The 24,569-nt window shown below is 53.2% G+C and carries 20 protein-coding genes; 3 read left to right on the top strand and 17 right to left on the bottom strand.

Features of this window, described 5'->3' with window-relative positions:
- Positions 1-59 precede the first annotated feature (59 nt).
- The 3 genes from ACI4OH_RS10880 to rsmH form a co-directional block, all read right to left on the bottom strand.
- Positions 60-773, bottom strand: a complete 714-nt coding sequence (locus tag ACI4OH_RS10880; protein ID WP_432646142.1) for a phosphatase PAP2 family protein — start codon at positions 771-773, stop codon at positions 60-62.
- Between the two features lie 76 nt (positions 774-849).
- Positions 850-1,749, bottom strand: coding sequence for an NAD(P)/FAD-dependent oxidoreductase (locus ACI4OH_RS10885; RefSeq protein WP_439784735.1), 900 nt, complete (start codon positions 1,747-1,749; stop codon positions 850-852).
- A gap of 110 nt (positions 1,750-1,859) precedes the next feature.
- Entirely contained in the window at positions 1,860-2,954 is a 1,095-nt protein-coding gene (rsmH, locus tag ACI4OH_RS10890) for a 16S rRNA (cytosine(1402)-N(4))-methyltransferase RsmH (RefSeq protein ID WP_432646140.1), read from the bottom strand.
- Between the two features lie 209 nt (positions 2,955-3,163).
- Here rsmH and ACI4OH_RS10895 point away from each other — a divergent pair, with 209 nt between their 5' ends.
- Positions 3,164-4,471, top strand: coding sequence for a dicarboxylate/amino acid:cation symporter (locus ACI4OH_RS10895; RefSeq protein WP_432646139.1), 1,308 nt, complete (start codon positions 3,164-3,166; stop codon positions 4,469-4,471).
- 95 nt (positions 4,472-4,566) lie between these two features.
- Here ACI4OH_RS10895 and smpB read toward each other — a convergent pair whose 3' ends face one another.
- The 7 genes from smpB to ACI4OH_RS10930 form a co-directional block, all read right to left on the bottom strand.
- Entirely contained in the window at positions 4,567-5,040 is a 474-nt protein-coding gene (gene smpB, locus ACI4OH_RS10900) for an SsrA-binding protein SmpB (RefSeq protein ID WP_432646138.1), read from the bottom strand.
- A gap of 23 nt (positions 5,041-5,063) precedes the next feature.
- Positions 5,064-7,775, bottom strand: a complete 2,712-nt coding sequence (gene rnr, locus ACI4OH_RS10905) for a ribonuclease R (protein WP_439784736.1) — start codon at positions 7,773-7,775, stop codon at positions 5,064-5,066.
- 68 nt (positions 7,776-7,843) lie between these two features.
- Entirely contained in the window at positions 7,844-8,611 is a 768-nt protein-coding gene (locus ACI4OH_RS10910; RefSeq protein ID WP_435720927.1) for an alpha/beta hydrolase, read from the bottom strand.
- 59 nt (positions 8,612-8,670) lie between these two features.
- On the bottom strand, positions 8,671-8,883 hold the full coding sequence (secG, locus tag ACI4OH_RS10915) for a preprotein translocase subunit SecG (RefSeq protein WP_295631409.1): 213 nt from the start codon (positions 8,881-8,883) through the stop codon (positions 8,671-8,673).
- A gap of 189 nt (positions 8,884-9,072) precedes the next feature.
- Positions 9,073-9,285, bottom strand: a complete 213-nt coding sequence (locus ACI4OH_RS10920) for a hypothetical protein (RefSeq protein WP_432646135.1) — start codon at positions 9,283-9,285, stop codon at positions 9,073-9,075.
- A 220-nt stretch (positions 9,286-9,505) separates the two neighbouring features.
- Positions 9,506-10,933 carry a pyruvate kinase gene (pyk, locus tag ACI4OH_RS10925; protein WP_432646134.1) on the bottom strand — a complete coding sequence of 476 codons (1,428 nt, stop codon included), beginning with the start codon at positions 10,931-10,933 and terminating at the stop codon, positions 9,506-9,508.
- A 318-nt stretch (positions 10,934-11,251) separates the two neighbouring features.
- The gene (locus ACI4OH_RS10930) at positions 11,252-11,848 is read right to left on the bottom strand and encodes a cytidylate kinase-like family protein (protein WP_435720928.1); all 597 of its coding nucleotides are present in this window, start codon (positions 11,846-11,848) and stop codon (positions 11,252-11,254) included.
- Between the two features lie 265 nt (positions 11,849-12,113).
- On the opposite strand from ACI4OH_RS10930, the gene ACI4OH_RS10935 reads away from it, so the two are divergent.
- Positions 12,114-12,959, top strand: a complete 846-nt coding sequence (locus tag ACI4OH_RS10935) for an AraC family transcriptional regulator (RefSeq protein ID WP_435720929.1) — start codon at positions 12,114-12,116, stop codon at positions 12,957-12,959.
- 92 nt (positions 12,960-13,051) lie between these two features.
- On the opposite strand, the gene ACI4OH_RS10940 is transcribed toward ACI4OH_RS10935, so the two are convergent.
- Complete coding sequence (locus ACI4OH_RS10940; protein ID WP_432646247.1) at positions 13,052-14,215, bottom strand: Gfo/Idh/MocA family protein; 1,164 nt, start codon at positions 14,213-14,215, stop codon at positions 13,052-13,054.
- 87 nt (positions 14,216-14,302) lie between these two features.
- Entirely contained in the window at positions 14,303-15,229 is a 927-nt protein-coding gene (locus ACI4OH_RS10945; protein WP_435720931.1) for a TIM barrel protein, read from the bottom strand.
- A 479-nt stretch (positions 15,230-15,708) separates the two neighbouring features.
- Between ACI4OH_RS10945 and ACI4OH_RS10950 the strand changes: the two genes are divergently transcribed.
- The gene (locus ACI4OH_RS10950; RefSeq protein ID WP_439784737.1) at positions 15,709-16,629 is read left to right on the top strand and encodes a sugar phosphate isomerase/epimerase family protein; all 921 of its coding nucleotides are present in this window, start codon (positions 15,709-15,711) and stop codon (positions 16,627-16,629) included.
- 133 nt (positions 16,630-16,762) lie between these two features.
- Here the strand turns inward: ACI4OH_RS10950 and ACI4OH_RS10955 are convergent, their stop codons facing one another.
- From ACI4OH_RS10955 to ACI4OH_RS10975, 5 genes are all read right to left on the bottom strand, one after another.
- The gene (locus tag ACI4OH_RS10955; RefSeq protein WP_432646249.1) at positions 16,763-18,115 is read right to left on the bottom strand and encodes an amino acid permease; all 1,353 of its coding nucleotides are present in this window, start codon (positions 18,113-18,115) and stop codon (positions 16,763-16,765) included.
- A 135-nt stretch (positions 18,116-18,250) separates the two neighbouring features.
- Positions 18,251-18,916 carry a respiratory nitrate reductase subunit gamma gene (narI, locus tag ACI4OH_RS10960; RefSeq protein ID WP_432646250.1) on the bottom strand — a complete coding sequence of 222 codons (666 nt, stop codon included), beginning with the start codon at positions 18,914-18,916 and terminating at the stop codon, positions 18,251-18,253.
- Positions 18,909-19,457, bottom strand: coding sequence for a nitrate reductase molybdenum cofactor assembly chaperone (narJ, locus tag ACI4OH_RS10965; protein ID WP_439784738.1), 549 nt, complete (start codon positions 19,455-19,457; stop codon positions 18,909-18,911). Before narJ ends, narI begins: the two co-directional genes overlap by 8 nt.
- Before the next feature lies 1 nt (position 19,458).
- Entirely contained in the window at positions 19,459-20,883 is a 1,425-nt protein-coding gene (narH, locus tag ACI4OH_RS10970) for a nitrate reductase subunit beta (protein ID WP_435720932.1), read from the bottom strand.
- Positions 20,873-24,556: a nitrate reductase subunit alpha gene (locus tag ACI4OH_RS10975; RefSeq protein ID WP_432646253.1), complete on the bottom strand. Its 3,684-nt coding sequence runs from the start codon at positions 24,554-24,556 to the stop codon at positions 20,873-20,875. The genes narH and ACI4OH_RS10975 overlap by 11 nt, the downstream gene beginning before the upstream one ends.
- Positions 24,557-24,569: the final 13 nt, after the last annotated feature.

A 24,569-nucleotide genomic window follows, 5' to 3' on the forward strand; every position in this document is an offset into this window, starting at 1 on the left:
TATTCCAGAGATAAAAATAAGTGCAACTGGCCGCTTTTTCTGCGCGCTGCACTTATGGTTTATTTTGTTTTTCTATGAGGCAAATGCTGGTCAAAGAAACCGATGACGCGGTCAGAAGCCGGCGTCAGCAGCATCCATGCGAGGACAATGCTGCAGATGGAACCCGCGCCGACCACGACATCCGTCAGCCAATGAGCGCCCGACATGATGCGCGGCAGCGAGAAAATCACGACGACCAGCAGACTTGCTGCAAAGGCCTTTTTCCCGAAATAGCGCAGCATGTAAAACGTGAAGATGAGCAGCATCATGCCATGGTCTCCGGGGAAACTCGTGCTGGACCAATCCTTAGCCGGCCAGCCCGTAAGCTCCGAGACACGCAGCACGGGGATGCCCTGCAGCGTAAAGAATTTCGTGGCACTCGGACGTTCAAAGCCCAGCAGCATGTCGAACTGCTTGGCAATCACCGCAGTGACCAGCATCGTCAGGCCAATGCAGACCATCCAGCGCCTGCCCTTCGCATCCTGCTGCCGGTAATAATGATAAAATATCCCGAGCATGAAGAGAAAAGCCACGGCATCAAAAGGACGCAGATTCGTGAAAGCCACGAGATAGAGGAATGCCTTGCTCTCGCCGAGCAGATGATTGAAAAAGAAAAATACATTGGCATCAATCGTGAACCAAAAACCATTTTGTCCCGGAATCAGCCAGCTCGCAAAGAGCACTGTGCCGAAAACCGTAAAGCCCAGTACACCGAGCCATCGCTTTGTAGTCAAGAGATCATCCTTCTTTCTTATTCCTAAAATTTCTCGAATGAACTCTTATTATACCACACACCGGCTAAAAAGTACGTCAAGACTGCTTCTGCGCCTTTTTCTGCTTTTCCCGCACATAGCGCAGAGCGGAAAGTCCCGCGACAGAGCCTTCATAGACTGCCTTTGACACCTGCATGAGTCCTCCCGTGCAGTCGCCGGCCGCAAAAAGGCCGGGCACATTTGTCGCCTGTTTGGCATCGGTCTTGATATTCGAACCTTCAAGCAAAGCTCCGATTTTGCGGGCGAGCTCCGTGCTGCCAGCCGTGCCAATGGCCAGAAAAACACCGTCCACAGGAAGCTCACTGCCGTCTGCCAGACGTACGCGCTCAACACGGTCTTGGCCTTCAACGGCTGCCAGTTTTTCGGTGTGCAGCTCGATAGTCTCCGGAAGCCGGACAGCCGGCTTTTCCCCGTTGGTCAGCAGCAGGACCTTTTTCGCATGAGGCAGCAGGACCTGCGCCTCATGCAGGGCATATTCTCCGGAACCGATGACGGCAACGGTCTTCCCGCGGAAAAAGAACGCATCGCAGATGGCACAGTAGCTCACGCCTCTGCCCTCAAATTCACGGATGCCCGGAAGCGGCAAAGTCGCGCGGGCCGCGCCGGCCGCCAGTATGACAGCCGGCGCAGAAAAAGTATGCTCTCTGGCTTCCGCCTTAAACCCATCAAAAGTATCATTAAAGGCAAGTCCCAAAAGCTCATCTTCTACGATATGTACGCCAAGACGTTTGGCACCGGCAGCACCTCTCCGCAGGAGCTCTTTGCCCGCGATTGGCTCGGCAAAGCCATAATAATTCTCGATTTTATCCGTCTTTGCAAGCCCACCGGTCTCAATGCCCTTTGTCACGATGGTCACATCAAGGCCTCCACGGCGCGTATAAAGAGCAGCCGACACGCCGGCCGGCCCTGCACCGATAATCAAAACATCTGTCTTCATAGGAATCCCTCCCAAACATCACGATAACATCATGACTTTTATTATAATGAGGAATTTTGCATGCGTCCGTGAGCTAATCACATAGGAATCCGCCCTGCCGTTTCCCGTTTTTATTTCGCCCTGACTGCCCAGCGCAGCTTTGTCGAATGTGCACGGCTGTTCTCATAACACTCTTCACGGCTCGGCCGGATGACGTCACGCGCGATATCTTCATAAATTCCCTGTTTATAAAAGGTCTTGAAGGCCTTCTTGACGATGCGGTCTTCACCGGAATGGAATGTCAGAATGGCTGCACGGCCGCCCGGAGCGAGAGCTGCCGGCAGCTTTTCCATGAATTCATAAAGGACTTCGTATTCATGGTTGATGTCAATGCGCAGAGCCTGGAAAACGCGCGCACTGCTCTTGCGGATGAGGTCGCGCCGCTCCGGCAGTCTGTCCTTTTCGTCGCGCTGCAGCCTGACTTTCTGCAGTGCTTTTTCAATGACTTCATATAATTCCCGTGTCGTCCGGATTGCACGATGGCGCTCCGTGCGAATGATCTGTCTGGCAATTTCTTCAGCATACGGTTCATCGGCATTCTCCTGCAGCATGCCGATGAGTTCATCCAAGCTCACTTGCTGCAGCCTCTCCGCCGCGGAAATGCCCGCCTGCGGGTTCAGGCGCAAATCAAGCGGACCATCCGACTTGTATGTAAAACCACGCTCCGGATTGTCAATCTGCATGGAAGAAACGCCCAGGTCAGCCAGAACAAAATCAAACGGCCCGACTTCTTCCGCGAGCTTATCGATCTCGCAGAAATTCATTTGCCGCCTTTCCCAGATATCCGGACCATATCCCTTGGCGCGAATGCGCGCTTCTGTTTTTTTTGACTCAATGGGGTCGACATCGCCGCCATAGAGATGCCCTTTGCCCTGCAGCTTCGCAAGCATCGCAAGGGTATGGCCGCCATACCCCAGTGTCGCGTCAAAGCCCCGTTCCCCCGGCTTGATGGCCAGAATGTCGAGGATTTCCTTTACCATGATGGGGATATGCGTGCCCGCCGGTGTATTCCCCTTTGCCAGCACGTGCCGGATTTCATCCTGATATTTTTCCGGATTGAGCTCCTTGTATTTCTCCGCAAAATGGCGCGGATATTTGCCGCTGTAATGAATTCTGCGTTTATGGACAGGCTGCTCCTGACCTGATTTCGTTTCTTCTGTCATCATGCGATTCGCCTTTCTTCTATATAAATAGTACAATAAGAAATATATACTGCACGCCGCTTTCCAGTATAGCAACGCTTTTTCATCGCTGTCAAAAAAATAAATGTGATATTTATCTCTTGACAGATACTGAGAAGCATCTTATAATGAATGACATATTAATCATATATGCTTTTCATAATTTATTTCATCATGTAGAAAGAAGGTATATTATGTCTGACCAGAACAATAAATCGGTCGACTCCATCAAAGATGAAGTTCTGCGCAAACGCAAAGGCGGCCAGGCCAAACAGATGATTCTGTGGTTCGGTGCCCTGATTCTCGGTGCCATCCTCGGCTGGCTGCAGATTCCTGCGCTCAACGACCTCTTCAACTTCGTGGCTACGGTATTTACCCGCCTGTTCCAGTTCATCGCCGTACCGACGATCGCGCTGGCCGTCATTACGACGCTCTCCGCACTCGGTGCCAAGAAGGATACGGGCCGCATCTTCGCCCATGCCGTGACGTACACGCTGCTGACGACCATTGCTGCTGCTTCCATCGGGCTGATTCTCTATCTCTGGATTGCTCCTGGCAATCTGCCGGCCGATATCATCGGTGCCGGTGCGTCGGATGTGCCGATGCAGAAACTTGGCTCTCTCTCCTATTACGACCACTTCCTCTCGGTCATCCCGAATAACATTTTGCAGCCGTTCCTCGCCGGCAATGTCCTTTCGGTCATGCTGATTGCAGCTTCCGTTGGCCTTGCCCTCGCCTTCATGCCGAAGACGGAAAACCGCGAAATCCTTTTAAAGGGTCTTTATGGCCTGCAGGAACTCCTGTTCACGCTGATCCGTGCCCTGCTCTGGGCTCTGCCGGCCGGCATCCTCGCCTTTGCCGCACAGCTCTCCTCGCAGATTGAAGCTGGCGTCATCGTCGGCGCACTCGGCAAATACACGCTCGTCGTGCTCGGCGGCAATTTCATCCAGTTCTTCCTTGTCATTCCGCTTTTCCTGCTGGCCCGCGGTCTCAATCCGCTCTACGTTTTCCGCAAAATGGCTCCGGCCATTGCCGTTGCCCTCTTCACGAAGAGCTCGGCCGGCACGCTGCCTGTCACGCTGGCTTCTGCTGAAGCACGCCTCAAGGTCAATCCGCGCGTCTCGCGTTTCGTCCTGCCAATCTGCACGACCATCAACATGAACGGCTGCGCGGCCTTCATTCTCGTCACCTCTTTGTTTGTCATGCAGAATGCCGGTTTTGACCTTTCTCTCGGCACCATGATCACTTGGCTCTTCGTCGCCGTGCTCGCTGCCATCGGCAATGCCGGCGTCCCGATGGGCTGCTACTTCCTGACGCTTTCCCTCATGAGCTCTCTGGGCGCACCGCTTGGCCTCATGGGTGTCATCCTGCCGATCTACACGATCATTGATATGATTGAAACAGCAGAAAACGTCTGGTCCGACTCCGCCGTCTGCGCTATGACGGATCACGACCTGAAGGGCAAGATTGAAGATTCCCGTCAGGAACCAGTCGAAGCCTGATACAGCGCACCGATACAAACAGCATATCAAAAAAACCAGCCATACGGCTGGTTTTTTTATGCCTGAAACAAGCATTCACATTTTCATAACGCTGATCAGTAACGCTGACGGTCCTTGAGAGCCCGTTCAATTTCGCGTTTGGCGGCCTTCTCATGAAGGTCCTGACGCTTGTCGTAATTGTGCTTGCCCGATGCAAGCGCAATTTCCATTTTCGCGCGGCCATGCTTGAAGTAAATCTTGAGCGGCACGAGCGTAAATCCCTTTTCGCGCGTCTTGGCAAAAAGCTTGATGATCTCTGCTTTGTGCATCAGGAGTTTTCTGCGGCGCAAAGGATCATGATTGAAGATATTGCCCTGATCATACGGACTGATATGCATATTTTCTACAAAAATCTCGTTGTTCTGGATGCTCGCATAGCTGTCCTTGAGATTCGCACGGCCAGCCCGCAGGGATTTGACTTCCGTTCCCTGCAGGGCAATGCCGGCCTCGTACGTTTCATGTATGAAATAATCATGACGGGCCTTGCGATTTTCACAGACCGTCTTGATACCTGCATTCTTTCTTCCCATTTATCTCACCTGAGTGACACTTTTTATTTATTTGCAGCCGTACCGCCCTCTGTCTTGCGATGCGGACGCGGGCGATGCTTCGGCGCATTTTTTGCTTTTTCGGCTTTCGTCTCTTCACGCAGTTTCTGTTCGTGATAGCCCGGCGGATCCGGCCAGACGGCATTGTTGAGCCCCGTGACAGTCACGCGGTGATAATCGCGGTCACGGCCATTTTCACGGTCGCGCCGCTCCTGACGATTCAGGGCACGGCTGCCGTGTTCATCACGTTTTTGACGGCCATTGCGGTCATCCTTATGCCTGTGTTCTGACTGACTGCAGTGCTGGCTTTCATGCAAAGAGAGCTTTTCGCCGGAAGCACCGCGGTTCTTTTTGCCATGACCGCGTTTTTTCTTCGACTTTTTCTCATCGGAACCATCCGAGGGCAGTTCTGCAATGATGTCGTCGACAGGACGGCGCGGCGGACGTTTTTTGCCCGTCTGCGGCCCATTTGCTCTTCCCACCGTCTTTGTTCCAGACTGCTTTTTATCATCGCGCGCAGGCTTTGAGCCTTTGCTGCGTCCGCCGCGCACGGCATTTTTCATGGCCAGCGGGTCATAAGCGCCATTATCCTTGAGCACGAAGTCAAGATTGCGCTCTTCGACATTGGCGCGGACCAGCAGGACTTCGACTTCATCGCCAAGGCGATACGTCTTGTTCGTGCGCTCACCGACCATCGCAAACTGCTCCTCGCGGTATTCGTAATAATCGTTGACCATCGTCGAGACATGTACGAGCCCCTCGACGCCATTATCGAGCTCAACAAAGATGCCGAAGGCCGTAACACCGCTGATGATGCCGGAGAATTCCTCGCCGACAAACTGAGCCATGTACTCGATTTTCTTCATATCCGTCGTCTCACGCTCGGCTTCAATGGCCACGCGCTCACGCTCTGAGGCATGATCGGCGATTTCCGGCAGCATCGTGCGGAGCTTGGCCTGACGTTCAGCCGGAATTGTCCCCGTCGCAAACGTCTCACGCAGCAAACGGTGCACGATGAGGTCCGGATAACGGCGGATTGGCGAGGTGAAATGCGTATAATAGCGTGCAGCCAGGCCAAAATGACCGAGACTCATGTCGCTGTAACGGGCCTGCTGCATCGAACGCAGGGCTACCGTGCTGATGATGCGTTCCTCCGGTCTGCCCTTGACTTTCTCGAGCACCTGCTGGACGTCCATGGGCTTAATGTCACCCGTTTCCGACGGATGGATGAACAGGCCAAAAGCTCCCAACAGGTTATTGAGGCGTTCAATTTTCTCATCCGAGGGCTGCTCATGCACGCGGTACATGAAGGGCTGGTGTTTCGTATCCATATGACGCGCTACTGTCTCATTGGCAATCAGCATGCATTCCTCGATGATGGATTCAGCAAGAGACCCCTCACGCTTGATGAGCGCGACCGGATGACCCTGCTCATCGAGCTTGACTTTGACTTCCGGGACGTCGAAATCAATCGAGCCGCGGCGATGGCGCTTGGCCTTCAAGACATTGCGCAGATCCTCGAGCGTCATGAGCATTTCCCGGATATCCTGATTATCCGAATAGAACGGCTCTTCCTTCGTGACGAGCACTTTGTTGACAATATTGTACGTCAGACGGCGATAGACATGGATGACAGTCGGGATGATTTCATAGCTCGTGACCTCGCCCTCCGGTGAAATCTGCATCTCACAGGCCATTGACAGGCGGTCAACGCCGGCATTGAGACTGCAGATGCCGTTGCTGAGCTCCTTGGGCAGCATCGGAATGACGCGGTCGACGAGGTAAACACTCGTGCCGCGCTCACGTGCCTCGCGGTCAAGCGGCTGATTTTCGCGCACATACCAGCTGACATCCGCGATGTACACACCGAGAAAGAAGGAACCATCCGGGTTGCGGCGTGCAAAGACACCATCATCGAGGTCCTTTGAGTCCTCACCGTCGACCGTGACAATGGGCAGGTCGCGGCGGTCGCGGCGGCCGCGGTATTCCTCAGGCGATGGCTCCTGCTCCATATGGTCGGCAGCTTCCTGAACATCCTCCGGGAATGTCTCCGAGAGGTCATACTGACGCATGACGGACAGAACATCGACACCCGGATCACCGACTTTGCCGAGCACCTCGATGACCTTGCCCTCCGCATTGCGGCGGCGGTCCGGCCACTTCGTGATCTCGACGACGACCTTGCTGCCCGTCTTCGCACCGTGAAAGGCCTTCTTCGGCACAAAGATATCCTGACTGAGCTTCGTATTGTCCGGTGTCACAAAGCCAAAGGTCTTGCTGCTCTCAAATGTGCCGACAATTTTTTCATTGGCACGTTCAAGGATGCGGATGATCTCGCCCTCACGCGAACGCCCTTCTTCTGCAGCCGGCGTCACGCGGGCCACAACGCGGTCGCCATGCATAGCCGTATTGAGGTCTGTACCGGGAACAAAGACGTCTGTCTCCTCTTCCGAATCGCGCACATCCGGAATGATAAAGCCGAAGCCCTTGGCCGTCATCGACAAGCGGCCTACGACGAGGTGCATGCGGCTCGGGATGCCATAAAGGTCACTGCGGTTCTTGATGACAGCTCCTTCTTTTTCCAGTTCCTCCAAAGCCCGGTCAAACTCCACGAGCTCTTCTGTCGTCAGGTGCATGCCTTCAGCCAGATCCTCTGCCAAAAGCGGACGATATGCCTCCTCATGCATATACGCTAAAATACGTTCTTTTAAATCCATATTTTTTCTCCAATATATTCGTTATAATCCGTTTCTCTTTTTCATCCTGATTATTTTTACGACAAAATTCATCTCTGATGAAAATTGCCGGAAGCTGTCACCCGCTCGATAAAGCCTGCTGACTCCCGGAAAACAATGTCCCGTTCTTCCCCAACCGGAATCAGATGGCCCGATATTTTAAGCCAGACAAGCGATTTTTCACTGCTGCCCAGATTTTCGCGGATATACAGTGCGCTTTCCGCATCGGCCGTCCTGTCATTGAGACTGTGCAGGATAAGGGCCGGCACTTTAATCGATGGCAAAAGTTTTTTGGCGCGTTCAATGAGGTCGAGCATCTCATAGACCCCCATGAGCGGCATACAGCGATAGGTCTGATTCACAGCTGGCGGCACATCGCGGAGTCTGCGCCTTGCCTTGGGGACAAACCGGTTCAAGCAGGCTTCACGCGGCGGCAGCATGGAGATGCCGCGCTCTTCCGCGATATAGATAGGAGCTGACATCGAGATGACCCCAGCCGTTTCTTTTTCAGCCGCCAGCAGCAGCGCCAAAATACCGCCCATCGAATGACCTGCTGCGATGATGTGGTCACAGCAGCCGCGCAGAAGCGCATAGCCGTCACGCGCAGAATCCAGCCAGTCCTCGCCTGTCATATGGCTCATATCCTTGACCGTTGTACCGTGGCCGGCCAGCCTTACACCAAGTACACTGAATCCTTTTGCCTGCAGGTATCTGCCCATCAGCAAAAGTTCAGCCGGAACACCGGTAAAGCCATGAATGAGCAGAACGCCCGTCCTGCCTCCGGGCAGGAAAAAAGGCTCTGCTCCCTCCGTGATCATCTCTTACACCCCCTCTGCAAGAAAATTTCCCCTGCTCAAAAGCAGGGGATTTTCCTCAATCAATTCGTCATACGTGCAATCACAATCGTGATGACAGCAAACAGGATGGCAAAGATTACGGTCACGCGTGCTAAAAGTGCGTCCATACCGCGAGCCTTGCTCGAGAATACGGTATCGGCACCGCCGCCCATGCCGCCCATACCAGCGGATTTTGCCTCCTGACCGAGAATCGACGCAATCAGGATGATGCAGACGATGGCATCCAATATCATCAAAATGGTAAGCAAAAGATTGGCCCCCTTAAAATTACATACAAATTACTCTTCTAATCATACCATACAACCCATTCTTTCCGCAATAAAAATGGCTGAAACCTTTTCCTTGAAAGGTTCCAGCCATTCCATGCAAATCGTTGTACGTCGTGTGCTGCATTGTCTGCTTTGTTCATCTTTCGGTTGCCATCAATTCTCCCGCATTGCTGCTGAATCATTTTCAGTCTTCTGTCTCGAAAGAGGAATGCCATTATAGCATTTACTAGAATATTTTGCGGAAAAATAAACGGTATTGTTCTCTGCCTTAGCTACGGTATATGAGCCATGCACCATGTACATATAATCATCACTGCTGTGACGGCTGCGGTCCGGCTTCGGCGTCATCGTATCCAGCCAACCCATAGATACTCCTCCTTTTATTTATTCCAACTCTATTTACATCATATCACATCGTAACATATTTCTCAATAATTTTTAGAAAAAAATTTCGATTTATATACTTATAACATTTATATATGTTCAAAAAATACATTTGTCCATTTATAAAAGAAAAGCCACCGGAGAAAATCTCCGATGGCTTTGCCAAAAGTCAAGACAAACGTTCTGCCAAGACAGAATCCTGTCAGATCTTGTAAACGCGAATCATGTTCGTGTTATTGCCGACACTCGTCTTGCTCTGGAGCTTGATGCCGGACGTGATGATCGTCGTATCGCCGCGTTTAACGAAACCGTCTTTGACGGCTGCGGAAACAGCATTCGTGATCATCTCATCGACATCATGCCACTGCGTGCCGAGAATCGGATATACGCCCCAGCGCAGGTTGAGCTGACGGACGACCTTCTCATGCGGCGTATAAGCAACGATAGCTGCTTTCGGACGGTAGCGGGAAACGATTTTCGTCGTGTAGCCGCTGTCGGTCGGCGTGATGATAGCCGGAACTTCCAGTTCATAAGCCATCTGTACCGTAGCATGAGCAACGGCACGCGTACGGCTCTGGCTGTGCTCGAAGCCGCGCTCAACAAAGAGGTTCTTGTATTCCAGGGATTCTTCCATGCGCAGAGCGATGCGGTTCATCGTCGAAACAGCCTCAATCGGATAGTCACCGGAAGCCGTCTCACCGGAAAGCATGATAGCATCCGTACCATCGAGGATGGCATTGCCGACATCAGAAACTTCTGCACGCGTCGGACGCGGGTTGCGCTCCATGGAATCGAGCATCTGCGTAGCGACGATAACCGGCTTGCCGGCCTTGTTGCACTTGCGGATGATGGATTTCTGAATCAGAGGAACGTCCTCTGCCGGAACCTCTACGCCAAGGTCGCCGCGAGCAACCATGATGCCGTCCGAAACCTCGAGGATGGCATCGAAGTTCTTAACGCCTTCGAGGTTCTCGATCTTCGGCAGAATCTCCATGTGGCCGCCGTGCTCTTCGATAAGTTTGCGGATAGCGAGAACGTCCTCAGGACGCTGGATGAAGGAAGCAGCGACAAAGTCCATGTCCTGCTCGCAGCCAAAGACGATATCCTTCGCATCCTGCTCGGAGATTGGCGGCAGGCCGAGGGAGACGCCCGGAGCAGCAACGCGTTTCTTCGTGCTCATCTTGCCGCTGTTCTGAATCGTCGTGATGATGTCCTTGCCACGGATCTCGTCAACCTTCAGTGCGACGAGGCCGTCGGAGAGGAGCAGCGTATCGCCCGGCTTTACTTCCGTGTAAAGGCCCTTATGGTTGACCGATACATGCGTCTCATCGCCCGGGATATCCTCATACGTCAGCGTGAACTTGTTGCCCTTTTCGAGCATAACCTTGCCATCTTTGAACTCGCCAAGACGCATCTCTGGTCCCTTCGTGTCGAGGATCAGGGAAATGACTTTGCCAGCTTTCTTAGCCGCTTCACGTACCATGTTGATGCGGTTCAGATGCTCTGCATGGTCACCATGGGAGAAGTTGAAACGTGCACAGTTCATACCATTTGCGATCAAGGCATCAACTACGCCCGGTCTCTCCGTAGCAGGACCCTGCGTGCAGATAATTTTCGTCTTCTTTAACATGTGTTAATCCCCACCTATTCTTTTTACATTACCCTACTATATTTAGACGGATACAGCCGCGCACCGATTCGCAGCGGCATCCTGTCCCGGCCTGAACAAAACGAGGAAAATTCCTCTGTACAGTTTTATTCTACACTGTTTAGGCGGATAAGTAAAACCATTTCCACCAAATTCTCCTAAAATAAATTTATTCTGAAAAGTCATCGTCATAATCACAATTTATTAATCAGAGTTGGCTCTTTCCTGTCTGTCATCTGTACGAATTCGAAAGAAAAAAGAACTGCCGCAAAGCAGCAGTTCTTCTCAGCAAGCGGCCTCTCAGCCTCTTGGATTCTTCTTAATATAGTCGATGATGAGATCCGCAGCATCTTCGAGGGACAGATGCGACGTATTGATCATGAGATCATAGTGCTGCGGAGCACCCCAGGTCTGGCCCGTGTAGAACTCATAATACTGTTTGCGGCGTTTCTCTTCCTTGTTGAGGTCTTCAAGCGATGCGCCGTTGTAATCCGTCTTAGCACGCTCTTTGCGGAATTCATCGTCTGCATAGATGAAGAACGAATAGCAGTCCGGATTGTCTCTGAGGATATAGTCTGCGCAGCGGCCGAGGAAAACGGCGCTTTCTTTTTTGGCAACACCGAGGATGACCTTTGCCTGCTCGATGTACATGCGGTTGTGGCGCGAAACACGCTCGTAGCCGTAATCACCGAGATTGCCCATGCAGTTGGACGGCGTGTTGTAAGAAAGCTCTACGGCTTCCTCTGGGTCCATGCCGCCATCGATGTTGTCAGCAGCCATCTCGACAACCTTCTTGTCATAACGGCGTACACCGAGTTTCTCTGCGACGATTTTGGAGACCTCACGGCCGCCGCTGCCGAACTGACGCGAAATTGCAATCAACGTATGTTTTTCCATATAGCGTTCCTCCATATACACAATGAATATACTATCAAAATTTCCCTGATTTCCTTATTTCATACTTACAATATACTACACTGTTTCCAAAAATTCCACTGCCTTCTAGCCCAAAATCAGCAGATTTGTTAAAATAGAAGTAAGAAATTCACAACACGCAGAAAATCCGCCCATTGCGGCAATATGCTGACAAATTCAGCAGGCCTGGCCTGCAGGCGGGGTCTGCCGCCAATGAACCACCGATAATTAGAAAGGAAGGGGTTTCATGGCCTTCATTCCAGAAAAATATACTTCTGTATTCACAAAAGAAAACATGCCGCGGCTTGTGACATTTTACCATGCCAAAACACCGTATACTTCCATGCCGCGCACCATGCACCGCCATCAGGATGTAGCCGAATTCATCCTGATTACGGAAGGCAGCGGCATTCACATCATCGATGGACAGCGCTACTTCACAGAAAAAGGCGACCTGCTGCTGATTGGCGAAAATGTCATGCACGATGAATCTTCACCGGCCAACCGCAATCTTTCGATTTATTCCGGTGCTGTCCGCGGCCTGCAGCTCCCGCCCCTGCCTGCAGGACAGTTCCTAAAAAAAGGCATGCTGCCTGTACAAAAAACAGATTGCCTCTTTCCTTATTTCTGCCAGCTGCTCGAGCTCATGCAGCGCTGTGCTTTGGGAAAAGGTTTTCATCCGGAAGAAAGCATCAATCACCTGCTCTGTTCGTTCCTGCTGCTTATTATGGAGCTCACGAAGCAAAGCGTTGTACTGCCGCCCGAGGAACATAATCTCATGGACGCTGTGCGCAGTCATCTCGATGCACATTACGATGAAAACATCTCACTCGACGAGCTCGCCCGCAAGTTTCACATCAGCACCTATCATCTTGCCCATGCCTTCAAGGCATCCAGCGGCTACGCGCCGCTGCAGTACATCACGCGCCGACGCATCGGCGAAGCCCAGACTCTCCTCATCGATACCTCGCTGCCAATTACGGAAATCGCCATCCGCACGGGCTATAACAGCTCCAGTTATTTCAACAAAGCCTTCCATAAAATCACGAACATGTCACCGCGCGATTACCGCAAGGCCTATCGCAAAATCTGATTTTCAGTCAACTAATCAAAAAAATGCCGTTCTAAAAAGAGCGGCATTTTCTGTACAGCAGTCAGGATATTTTTGGGTTTGCAGGGTATAACTTAGTACTTGACCCAGACGGAGCCTTTCTTTGCGGATTCTACGCACTTTTCAACCCACTTGACGCCTTCGGCACCGGCATGGACATCCGGATACCAGAAGTCGACTTTCTCTCCCTTATTGGCCTTTTCCATGGCGATGGCAAAGCGGCGGTAGAGATTCGACCATGCATCGAACAGACCTTCCGTGTGGCCGCCGCTGATGCGGTCTTCTGCTCGTGCCGACGGATAGAGGTAAGCACCGCCGCGCTCGAGAATGCGGACAGGCTCGCCCTCAATCTCATACGTCAGCTGATTCGGGCGTTCATCGTACCATTCGACAGAAGCCTTCGAGCCGACGATGCGGACTTTCTGGCCGTGCAGCGCGCCGCAGTTGATGGCAGAAGCCCAGCAGGTGGCCTGTGCGCCGCCCTTGAGGTTCATGATAACAAAGGCATTGTCCTCGAGTTTGCGCGTCGGGATAAAGGATTTCGTCGTGCACATGAGGTTCTCGATTTCAAAATCCGGTACCATCGTCTCAGCAAGGAACAGCGGATGCGTGCCAACGTCACCGAGGACAAAGGATGGGCCGGCCTTAGCAGGGTCCATGCGCCAGCGGGCTGCGGAGTTCGTCTCCTCGACCGGCGTGTTGTAAGCGCCAAACGGGAACTGCATCTTGATGAGGCGGATTTCACCGAGGTCGCCGTGAATGACCATCTGGCGGGCCTGCTCGATAAGCTGATGGCCGGAATAGCCATACGTTACGCCGACAACGAGGCCTTTGCTGTCAGCGAGGTGAACGAGCTCTTCAGCCTGCTCCGTCGTGAAGCACAGCGGTTTTTCACAAACAGCATGGAAGCCGGCTTCGAGTACAGCCTTGCAGACTTCATAATGCAGGCCGTTCGGTACGGCAATCGTCACAGCTTCAATGCGGTCATCGGCGCTGCGTTTTGCTTCTTCTGCCAGCATCGTCTTGTAATCCGGATAGCAGCGTTCCGGAGCCACACCAAGCTGAATGCCGAAATCTTTGCCGCGTTCCGGATTGATATCGAAAGCACCGGCAACGAGCTCAAACGAACGGTCACGCAGGGCGGCACTTCTGTGGATATAGCCGATCTGGCTGCCGCGGCCGCCGCCAACCATAGCCCAACGAATCGGATGATCGAGTACTTTTTCACCGTTAATCATGATAAACGCTCCTTTTTCTTTTATCTTTGTCTTTTCTAAAACCCATCCCAAATGATTTGTATATTTTATGGATATTTCTGAACTTCTTTATTCAAAGCCGAGACTGTGCAGGTAGTCGCAGCTGGCCTTGACATCACGCAGGCTCGTCGCCACGTTGCGCGGGTCGCGCTCCTGCTCGACCGTGATATAACCGTTGTAATGAATCTCTTCGGTCAGTACCTTGTAAATGGCCGGATAATCGAGTATGCCCGTGCCGATTGGACACATCGAACCTTTGCCGCAGCCCTCGAAGAAACGGATGTGCTCGGAGAGGACCTCTTTATAAACCTTCTCGTTGATATCCTTGAAATGAACGTAATCGAGACGGTCTGCGTACTTGCGCAGCCATTCTACAGGGTCCATGCCCGAATAGCGCAGATGGCCTGTGTCAAGGCAAAGCCCCGCCGTTTCCTTCGGGATATCGCGCATTAATTTGTCGATCTCGTCGGCAAATTCAATGTAGCCGCCGGCATGCGGATGAACGACAGCGCGGACGCCCCACGAAGCGGCCTTTTCGGCAATGCCCTTGATGTGGTTCATCATGCGCGCCCAGTCTTCATCGCTGAGGCGCGGTGCCCTGTCGCTGTGACCGGCATTGTAGTCGCGCTCATCGTGGCCCCAGTCCATGACAGTGAGATACGGTGCCGGATAACGCTGGCCGGGTTCCGTTGGCAGCTTTGGCAGCTTCGTGATGATGCCGCAGATATCATCGACCTGATGCAGGACATTCTCATAATTGTTTTCGTCCAGCAGATTATCGAAGATCGTGCCAGCCACAATGCCGATGTGATTCTTCTCGAGCTCTTTGCTCACGACATCGATATCGAGCGGCAGATAGCCATACGGCCCAAGCTCAATGGCCTTATAGCCGGCCTGTCCTGCTTCGTAGAGGACCTTCTGCCAGGGCGGCAGATAAGGATTCTTGACGTCATCGACGCCCCAGCAGCACGGAGCACCTGTAATATGGATTGCCATGAAAAATTCCTCCCCTGATCTTTTTATTTGCTTCCCAAGTTTTGCTTGACCTTGTTTGTTCGTCTTGCTTGACCTTACGCTGTCATTATACGTCGAAATATGCCTGATTAATTCCACCATGTTGTCTTTCTTTCTGGCAAAACAGGCCTGTCCACATGAAGAAATGGTACAATCTTGTCCAGCTTCCTTATTATTCTTTTTTATTATTTCTCGTCAAAAAAATTTTTAAAAATTTTTTTCAGAGCAAACTTGCACAATCCTGCTGTTTCCGCTTCTTTTGTCAGCCACTGCTGAAAAATACTTGTACAATCCTGCTAAAACCGCGCCATTTCTAGGGTCACAGCATAGTCTGAACATTCTTGACAACGCCTTTTTATCATGGTATTTTATAAGCACAGCAAGAAAACAGCGCTGAACAAAAAATAATCATGCTGTCCGTACATATTGTTTCTTATCGTTTACAATCTGGAGGGTTTATCATGAAAATTGCATTTGATGTCGACGTACTGTCGAAACAGATGAGCATCAACGATCTCGTTCATCAGGTTGCCGACTGGGGCTATAAATACATCGAGCAGTCCCCGCATCCGCGCATCAATCCGTTCTATAAACACCCGCTGTTCTCCAAGGAATGCGAGGAAGAATACCGCAAAGCCCTCAAGGAGACGGGCGTCGAGATTTCCTCGTTCATCTGCGTTTACCGCTGGTCCGGTCCGACCGAAGAACAGCGCAAGATGGCCGTCGCCAACTGGAAAAAGATGATTCAGATTGCCGTCAACATGGGCGTGCCGGTCATCAACACGGAGCTCTCGGGCGACCCGAATCAGCAGGAAATCTGCAACGGCATGTGGTTCCGCTCCATGGAAGAGCTGCTGCCGATCATCGAGCGCGAAGGCCTGCGCGTTGAGATTCAGTCGCATCCATATGACTTCTGCGAGCTCAATGACGAGACCTGCGACATGGTCAAGTCCTTCCGCTCCAAGAACCTCGGCTACGTTTACGCCTCCCCGCACGGCTTCTTCTACGACCAGGGCAAGGGCGATGTCCGCCACATGCTCAAATACGCCGGCGACGAACTCACGCACGTACTCTTTGCCGATACGTACAACCAGACGCTCGACTGCCGCTACATCCTGAACCCACCGTCCCTGAATCAGCGCGGCCGCGAGGATGTCTCCGTCCATCAGCATCTGAACCTCGGCATGGGCGATGTCGACTTTGACGGCATCTTCGAGACCCTGCGCGAGATGGATTTTGCCAACAAGCAGCTCAAACCGGACGCTCCGAAAGTCGGCGGCGACAACATCGCCTGCGTCTCCATCTTCGGTTTCCCGGAGAAGATGAATGAATGGGCACCGCAGGCCCGCGAGCGCATCGAAAACGAACTGCTCAAAAAATAAAACCTTACCTTTATTCCTATATTCCTATCACTTCACTGTTCCAGCGAATCCCCATATGTGCAAAAAAATTCCAGCCTGAAAAGGCTGGAATTTTTTGCTTATATCCCACTTATATTTTATTTTAGAAGGAAACTTACATTCTGTGTCTGCGGTACTGGCAATAGCCGAACCAAAGCACCAAAAGCCAGATGGGCAGGAACAGCACGGCGAGCTGCATGTCAGGAATCTGCGTCATGAAAAAGATGACGCCGGCCAGGAACACGAGAGACAGATAATTCGCCCATGGATAGAGGATGGCCTTGAACTTCGTATCTTTGTGATGCAGGCGGCAGTAAGCGCGGAACTTCAAATGCGTCACGCAGATGACGACCCAGCTGATGACAGCGGCACACGTCGCAATCATCATGAGGTACATGAAGACATGGCCCTGCAGGAAATAATTGAGTGCGACGACGATGAGTGTAATGCCCGAGGAAACGAGGATGCCGCGCACCGGCACGCCGTGCTTCGAGAGCTTGCGGAAAAAGGCCGGGGCCTCGCCCGTGCCCGCAAGGCCGTAGAGCATGCGGCTGTTGCTGTAAATCGCGGAATTGTAGACCGATACGGCTGCCGTCAGCACGACAAAATTGAGGATATGCGCAGCCGCCGGAATGCCGACGTTATTGAAGATCTGCACGAAGGGGCTTGCCTCCATGCCGACCTTGTTCCACGGCCAGAGGGCCATGAGCACGACCATCGTGCCGACGTAGAAAATCAGAATGCGCCAAATGACCTGATTGATGGCGCGCGGAATCGTGCGGTCAGGGTCTTCCGCCTCACCGGCCGTGATGCCGATGAGCTCAATGCCGCCAAACGAGAACATGACAACGGCAATCGAAAGCGCGAGGCCCCAGAGGCCATTCGGCATAAAGCCGCCATTGGACCAGATGTTGCTGAAATTCTCCGGAAACGGCTGCCCGTTCGTGAAGAGCAGGCCGAGGCCTAAGAGAATCATGCTGACAATCGCGGCAATCTTGATGAGAGCCATCCAAAATTCCGCTTCGCCGTATGCCTTGACATTGACGAGATTGAGCGCCGTGATGGCCACGAGGCAGACGAGCGACGAAATCCACTGCGGCAGGTCAGGAAACCAGAAATTCATATAAATGCCGACGGCCGTAAGCTCTGCCATAGAGACGAGCACGTAATTGAACCAATAATTCCAGCCCGAGAGAAATCCCGGGAAACGCCCCCAGTACTTTGTCGCATAATGACTGAACGAGCCCGATACCGGCTCATCGACGGCCATCTCTCCGAGCATGCGCATAATGAGAAAAATCACGATGCCGCCAATCAGATACGCGAGCATGACGGCAGGACCCGCGAGAGCAATCGTCGAAGCCGAGCCGTAAAAGAGCCCCGTACCGATGGCGCCGCCCAAGGCAATCATCTGCAGATGACGGTTCTTGAGGCCGCGCTTCATCTTTGTATTTTCCATTTTTATCATCTCCCAGAAAAACAAATATGTTCTCATTATACCATCATCTGTACTGGATTGACAGGTTTACAAAAAATAAGCGAAGCCCTGTGTAGACTTCGCTTATTTGCATTACGTATATGAACTTATGTCGTTACGATGTTCTCATTTGCGGCGATAGACGATATTGCTGCGCATGAGGTATTCAAACGGCAGGCTCAAACAGTGAACAAGACGCGAGAACGGGAAGACAATGGCCACCATCATCCACGTGAACATGTGGAACTGGAAGATAGCCGGCACGTCCTTCATCAGGCTCACATCAGGAGACAGCATGAGCACGGAGCGGAACCACGGCGAGATACTCTCGCGGTAGTCAAAGCCCGCTGAAATGTTCATGACCGTAGCCGTCGTGCCCGAAACGATGGCAAGCAGCAGCAAAAGATAAAGCAGCTTGTCTGTCGCGCTCGTATTGACCTGCATACGGGCACTGCCAAAGAAGCGGCGCTTCATGAGCCAGAGGAAGCCGCCGAGGAACAGAATGGCCGCAGGAATACCGCCGGCCAGTGAAATCATGTGATACGTCGCTTCGTCCGTACCAGCTGCTTCCGTGACAAATTTCGGTACGAGAATACCGATGAAATGGCCGCCAAACGCCATCAAGAGGCCCAGATGAAAAATCGGGTTCGCCCACTTCAGGCTCTTTTTATCGAGAAATTCACTTGATTTTGTCGTCCAATTGCGCTCCGATACCGTATAGCGGACAATCGTGCCGCCAATCAGAATCGTCAGGGCGATATACGGCAGGACGCCGTAGAAAAATTCATGCATGATATGCCTCCAATCCTGCCGTTTCCGTCAACACGAGGTCCAGAAGAAAAGCATGCGGCAGCTTTGCCTCGATGAAACGCGAGCGCAGAAGCTCGACGCGCGGCTTGATTTTTTCAAGCACGTGGGAAGCCTTTTCTGCCGGCAGTGAAGCTGCGAGCTCCAAAAGGGCCGGCAGATAATCCGGCAGCTGCTTTTCGACATCGAGACCGTTCATCAGGAACAATTCTTTATAATGATGCATTTCTTCCGACTGCTTGCCAAAGTCCGTGCGTTCCTGCGTCGTCAGATAGAGATTCGTATTCTGCGAGAAATCAAAGGAACGCACATAAAGGTCTTCGTATTCCTTGGCTCCGTCCTTTTCCACGAAGTCGAGGAAGTCCGAAAATACGGAAACGGGCTGTTTGGCTTCGATTTCCCGCAAAGCCTTATGGCAGTCAGGGAGTTCCTGCCACCACGCAGCATCGGGATACTCAAAGAGATGGGATGTGAGCATCAGGACTTTCTGATAGTCTTCCATCTTTTTTTCCTTTGCATCGGCCATATCAGCACCCCCCGCCCGGGCAGGTGTAGCAGCCGCCGCCCTGATCTTTGCGCATTTCGCCATGGCTCTTGCCCTGAATGCCTGCAGGGATGTTGAAGCGGTCCTTGTACTTGGCAATACCGAGCAGGCGGAACATCTTTTCGTAGACCTCCGGGGTGAACTCGAGATGTGACGGCAGATCGTCATCCGTCGTCTTGGCACGCATGACATAACGCATATCGAGCAGGCGCTGCAGCGTGCGCGTCATGACAGCCGTATTGCCGGCTGCGAAAATCTCGGCGAGATAGGCAATCGGAATGCGCATCTCATCGGCCTCCGGCAGGTAGCAGTCTGCCTCGACGCGCCGCGTAATCGGCGAAAGGGGCGGTACGTACCAGACCATCGGCAGCGTGCGGAATTCCGGATGCAGAGGCAGGCCAAGCTGCCATTCTTTGACAATCTTATAAACCGGCGAATTCTGCGCAGCCTGCAGCCACTGCTCCGAAATGCCCTCTTTGCGGGCCGAGGCAATGACATCGGGGTCATTCGGGTCCGCGATGACATCGAGCACCTGATGATAAATCTCGCCCTTGTCGCGCGTCGAAGCCGCAGCCACGACCTTATCCATATCGTAGAGCAGCACGCCCATGTAGCGCATACGGCCGACACAGGTATCCGAGCAAATCGTCGGCAGGCCGTTCTCAAGGCGCGGGAAGCAGAAAATGCATTTCTCGGCCTTATTCGTCTTCCAATTGAAATAAACCTTCTTGTACGGGCAGGCCGGTACACAGTGACGCCAGCCGCGGCAGCCGTCCTGCGAGACGAGCACGACACCGTCTTCTTCGCGCTTGTAGATGGCGCCGGATGGGCAGGCAGCGACGCAGGCCGGATTCAGGCAGTGGTTGCAGAGACGCGGCAGATATTTCATGAAGAGGTCGTGGAACTCCAGCATGACATCGCCGGCCATATTCTTGAGGTTGACGTCCTTGCGGGCCGATTCGCCATTGGCAAGGTCGTCTTCCCAGTTCGGGCCCCATTTGATTTCCATGCGCTTGTTCGTAATCAGCGAACGCGGGCGCGCAATCGGCTGATGGTTGCGGCGCTTCGAATGAATCAGCGTCTCGTAATCATACGTCCAGGGCTCATAGTAATCGTCCATCTCCGGCTGATCCGGATGATAGAAGAGCTTCAGGAGACGTTCCGGCTTCGAGCCCGTGCGCAGCGAAAGCTTGCCGTCCTTGCCGAGTTTCCAGCCGCCCTTCCATTTTTCCTGGTCTTCCCAGTTTTTCGGATAGCCGATGCCCGGCTTCGTCTCTACATTATTGAAATACATGTATTCCGCGCCTTCGCGGTTGGTCCAGACATTCTTGCAAGTGATGGAGCACGTATGGCAGCCAAGACACTTATCAAGATTTAAGACCATGGAAACTTGTGCTTTAATCTTCAAGCCAGTCAACCTCCCCCTGCATCTTGCGCACGACAACGTACATATCGCGCTGGTTGCCCGTTGGTCCGTAATAATTGAAGCCATAGCTGAGCTGGCCATAGCCGCCGATCATATGTGTCGGTTTCATGTGGATGCGCGTCGGCGTATTGTGCGTGCCGCTGCGCGTGCCCGTGATCTTCGAGGCCGGCACATTGATGTGGCGGTCCTGGGCATGGTGCATGAAGACCGTGCCCTGCGGGATGCGCGGCGAAACAGCGACACGCGACGTGACAACGCCGTTATGGTTGTAAAGTTCAATCCAGTCATTGTCGCGCACGCCGATTTCCTGTGCATCCTTCTCGCTCATCCAGACCGTCTGGCCGCCGCGGAACAGCGTCAAAAGCTGCTGGCTGTCAAAGTACATGGAATGCGTCGACCATTTGTTATGCGGCGTCAAATACTTCAGCGTGATTTCCTTCGCGCCGCCCAAAAGATTCTTAATCGGACGGTAGTCGAGGATCGGCTTAAACGTCGCCATGGTCTCGCCGTATTCGCGAATCATCTGATGGTCGAGATAGAAGGACTGACGGCCCGTGACCGTGCGGAACGGTACGAGTTCTTCGATATTCGTCGTAAACGGCGTATAGCGGCGGCCCTGATTGCTGCCCGTGAACGTCGGCGACGTGATTGTCTCCTTCGGCTGTGCGGCAATCTCGTCGAACGTAAAACGCTCGCTCTCGCGGTCCTTGGCAAGATGCTCGAGATTGGTAAGGCCTGTTTTTTCATCAAGACTCTTGAAAGCCTTGACTGCGACCTTGCCGTTCGTTGTCGTCGAAAGACCCATAACGGCCTCAACGGCCTGACGTGCGTCGTAAATCGACGGCATGCCGTAGGAAATGTAGTCCTTGTTCTCGATGACACCGTTGCGGCGGCGAATTTCCTCGTATTCAGCCGAAGAATCCCAGGTCATCGCAAGCGAGCCCATCTTCTTCGAGACATTCGGTCCGAGGGCAATCCACTTCTCATACGTCTTCGTGTAGTCGCGCGTTACGGGTACGAGGCCCGGCATCGTCTTGCCCGGAATTGGCTCACATTCGCCCTTGCTCCAGTCGCGAATGATGCCCTCAGGCTGTGCCGTCTCGCCCTCGCTGTCGTGGCCGATTGGCACGGCGACGATATCTTCATACGGCTTGAGATTGGCCTCTTTTGCTACTTTTGAGACAGCTCCCGCGAGCGTGCGGAACACATCCCAGTCGCTCTTGGCTTCCCAGAGCGGATTGACTGCCGCTTGGAACGGATGCACAAACGGATGCATATCCGTCGAGGAGATATCATCTTTCTCGTACCATGTAGCCGTTGGCAGCACAACGTCGGAGTAAAGAGCCGTACCAGCCATGCGGAAGTCGATGTCGATGAGCAGGTCAAGCTTGCCCTCAGCAGCGCCGCCCGGCTTTTTGAGTTCTTCCTGTTCACGCCATTTGATTTCCGTCGGACGCGTCGGGCCTTCCTCTTCGGCAAACACCGTATGCTCTGTACCGAGCAGATATTTATTGAAGAAATCGTTGCCCTTCGCGGAAGAGCCTAAGAGATTGGCCGTCCAAACAAAGAGATTGCGCGGGAAATTCTCCGGTGCATCCGGGTCCTCCGCCGCAAAGTGCAGGCTCTTGTCCTTGAGGGACTGTACGACGTACTTCTTAACGTCCATCCCCTGTTTCTTTGCCTCATCCGTCAGCTGCTGGCCGCCCTTATGGAAGGTCGGGTACGATGGCAGCCAGCCGAGGCGGGCAGCCATGACGTTGTAGTCAGCCGCATGGCGGTAGCGCGGTTTTTCCATCGGCGAAACGAGATCCTGCATATCGATCTCGTCGCTGCGCCACTGGTCCGTCGCAAAATAATAGAAGGAAGTCGAATTCTGCAGACGCGGCGGAGCCTGCCAGTCCGTAGCCGTCATGACGCGGGCCCAGCCCTCTGCCGGACGCAGTTTTTCCTGGCCGACATAATGAGCCCAGCCGCCGCCGTTGCGGCCCTCAGAACCCGTAAAGAGCAGCAGGTTCAAAATGGTGCGGTAGACGATATCGGCATGGAACCAGTGGTTAATGCCGCCGCCCATGATGACCATCGTTTTGCCCTTTGTCTTGATGGCATTGTCGGCAAATTCACGGGCCGTATGGATGCAGGTCTCAGCCGGCACACCCGTGTATTTTTCCTGCCATTTCGGCGTATACGGCACATCGTCTTCATAAGAGGATGCGCATTCGCCGCCGAGGCCGCGGTCAATGGCGTAATTGGCAAGCGTCAGATCGTAAACCGTCGTGACGAGGACTTCGCCATCCTTCGTCTTGATGCGTTTTGCCGGCACACTGCGGTGGATGATGCGCTCCTCGCGCTCATTGCCGAAATACGGGAACTCGACTTCGACGATTTCATCGAATTTGCCGAATACCGAAAGCTGCGGCACGATTTTCTCGCCCGTATCGCGGTCTTCCTCGCGCAGATTCCATTTCTTGTTGTTGTCCCAGCGGTCGCCCATCGTGCCGTTCGGAACGACGAGTTTGCCCGTGAGCTCATCGATGACATAGTGCTTGAATTCCGCGTGTTTGTCATCGCGGCCCATGTCTTTGCCGTTAAGGAAACGGCCCGACTCATAGCTGCCGTCCTTGCGCGCGTCAAGGCGTACGAGGAACGGGAAATCCGTGTAATGGCGCGTGTATTCCGTGAAGAACTCGGCAGGCTCGCCCCAATAATACTCGTTGAGGATGACATGGCCCATAGCCATGGCAAACGCTGCATCGCTGCCGACTTTCAAAGAAATCCACGTATCCGCCACGGTCGTCGATTCGGCATAGTCCGGTGCAATCGAGACGACCTTCGTGCCCTTATAGCGTGCTTCCGTAAGGAAATGGGCGTCCGGCGTACGCGTCAGCGGCACGTTCGAACCCCACGTGATGATGTAGCCGGCATTGAACCAGTCCGAGGATTCCGGCACATCCGTCTGGTCGCCCCAAATCTGCGGGCTTGCCGGCGGCAGGTCGGCATACCAGTCGTAGAAAGACAGAGCTGCGCCGCCCATGAGCTGCATGAAGCGCGCACCGGCCGCATACGACATCATCGACTTGGCCGGAATGACGGCAAACGCGAAGTTGCGGTCCGGGCCGTATTTCGTAGCCGTGTGCAGCAGCGAAGAAGCGACGAGTTCCGATACTTCATCCCAGCTCGAGCGCACAAAGCCGCCCTTGCCGCGTGCTTCCTTATACTGCTTCGTCTTGGCGGGGTCATTGGCGATGCTCTGCCAGGCTTCAAGAGCCGTCTTGTGCTCCTTGCGGGCCTTGCGCCAGAGATTTGCCAGCTCGCCGCGCAGATACGGATACTTGATGCGGTGCGGGCTGTAGAGATACCACGAGAACGTCGAACCGCGGGGGCAGCCGCGCGGCTCAAAGTCCGGCATGTCAGGACCCGTCTCCGGGTAATTGTGTTCCTGATTTTCCCAAGCTACGAGACCGTTCTTGACATAAATATTCCAGCAGCACGAACCCGTGCAGTTGACGCCATGCGTCGAATGCACGCATTTGTCAAAAGACCAGCGGTTGCGGTAGGTATCTTCCCATTCGCGGCCGCCTTCAAAAAATTCCTGATGTCCCGTCGCCGATTTTTCCACCGGGATGAGATGCTTCCATTTTTTAAAGATATTGCTCACGTCATCACCCTCC

It is taken from the genome of Mitsuokella apri (assembly GCF_051886055.1).
Classification (GTDB): Bacteria; Bacillota; Negativicutes; order Selenomonadales; family Selenomonadaceae; genus Mitsuokella.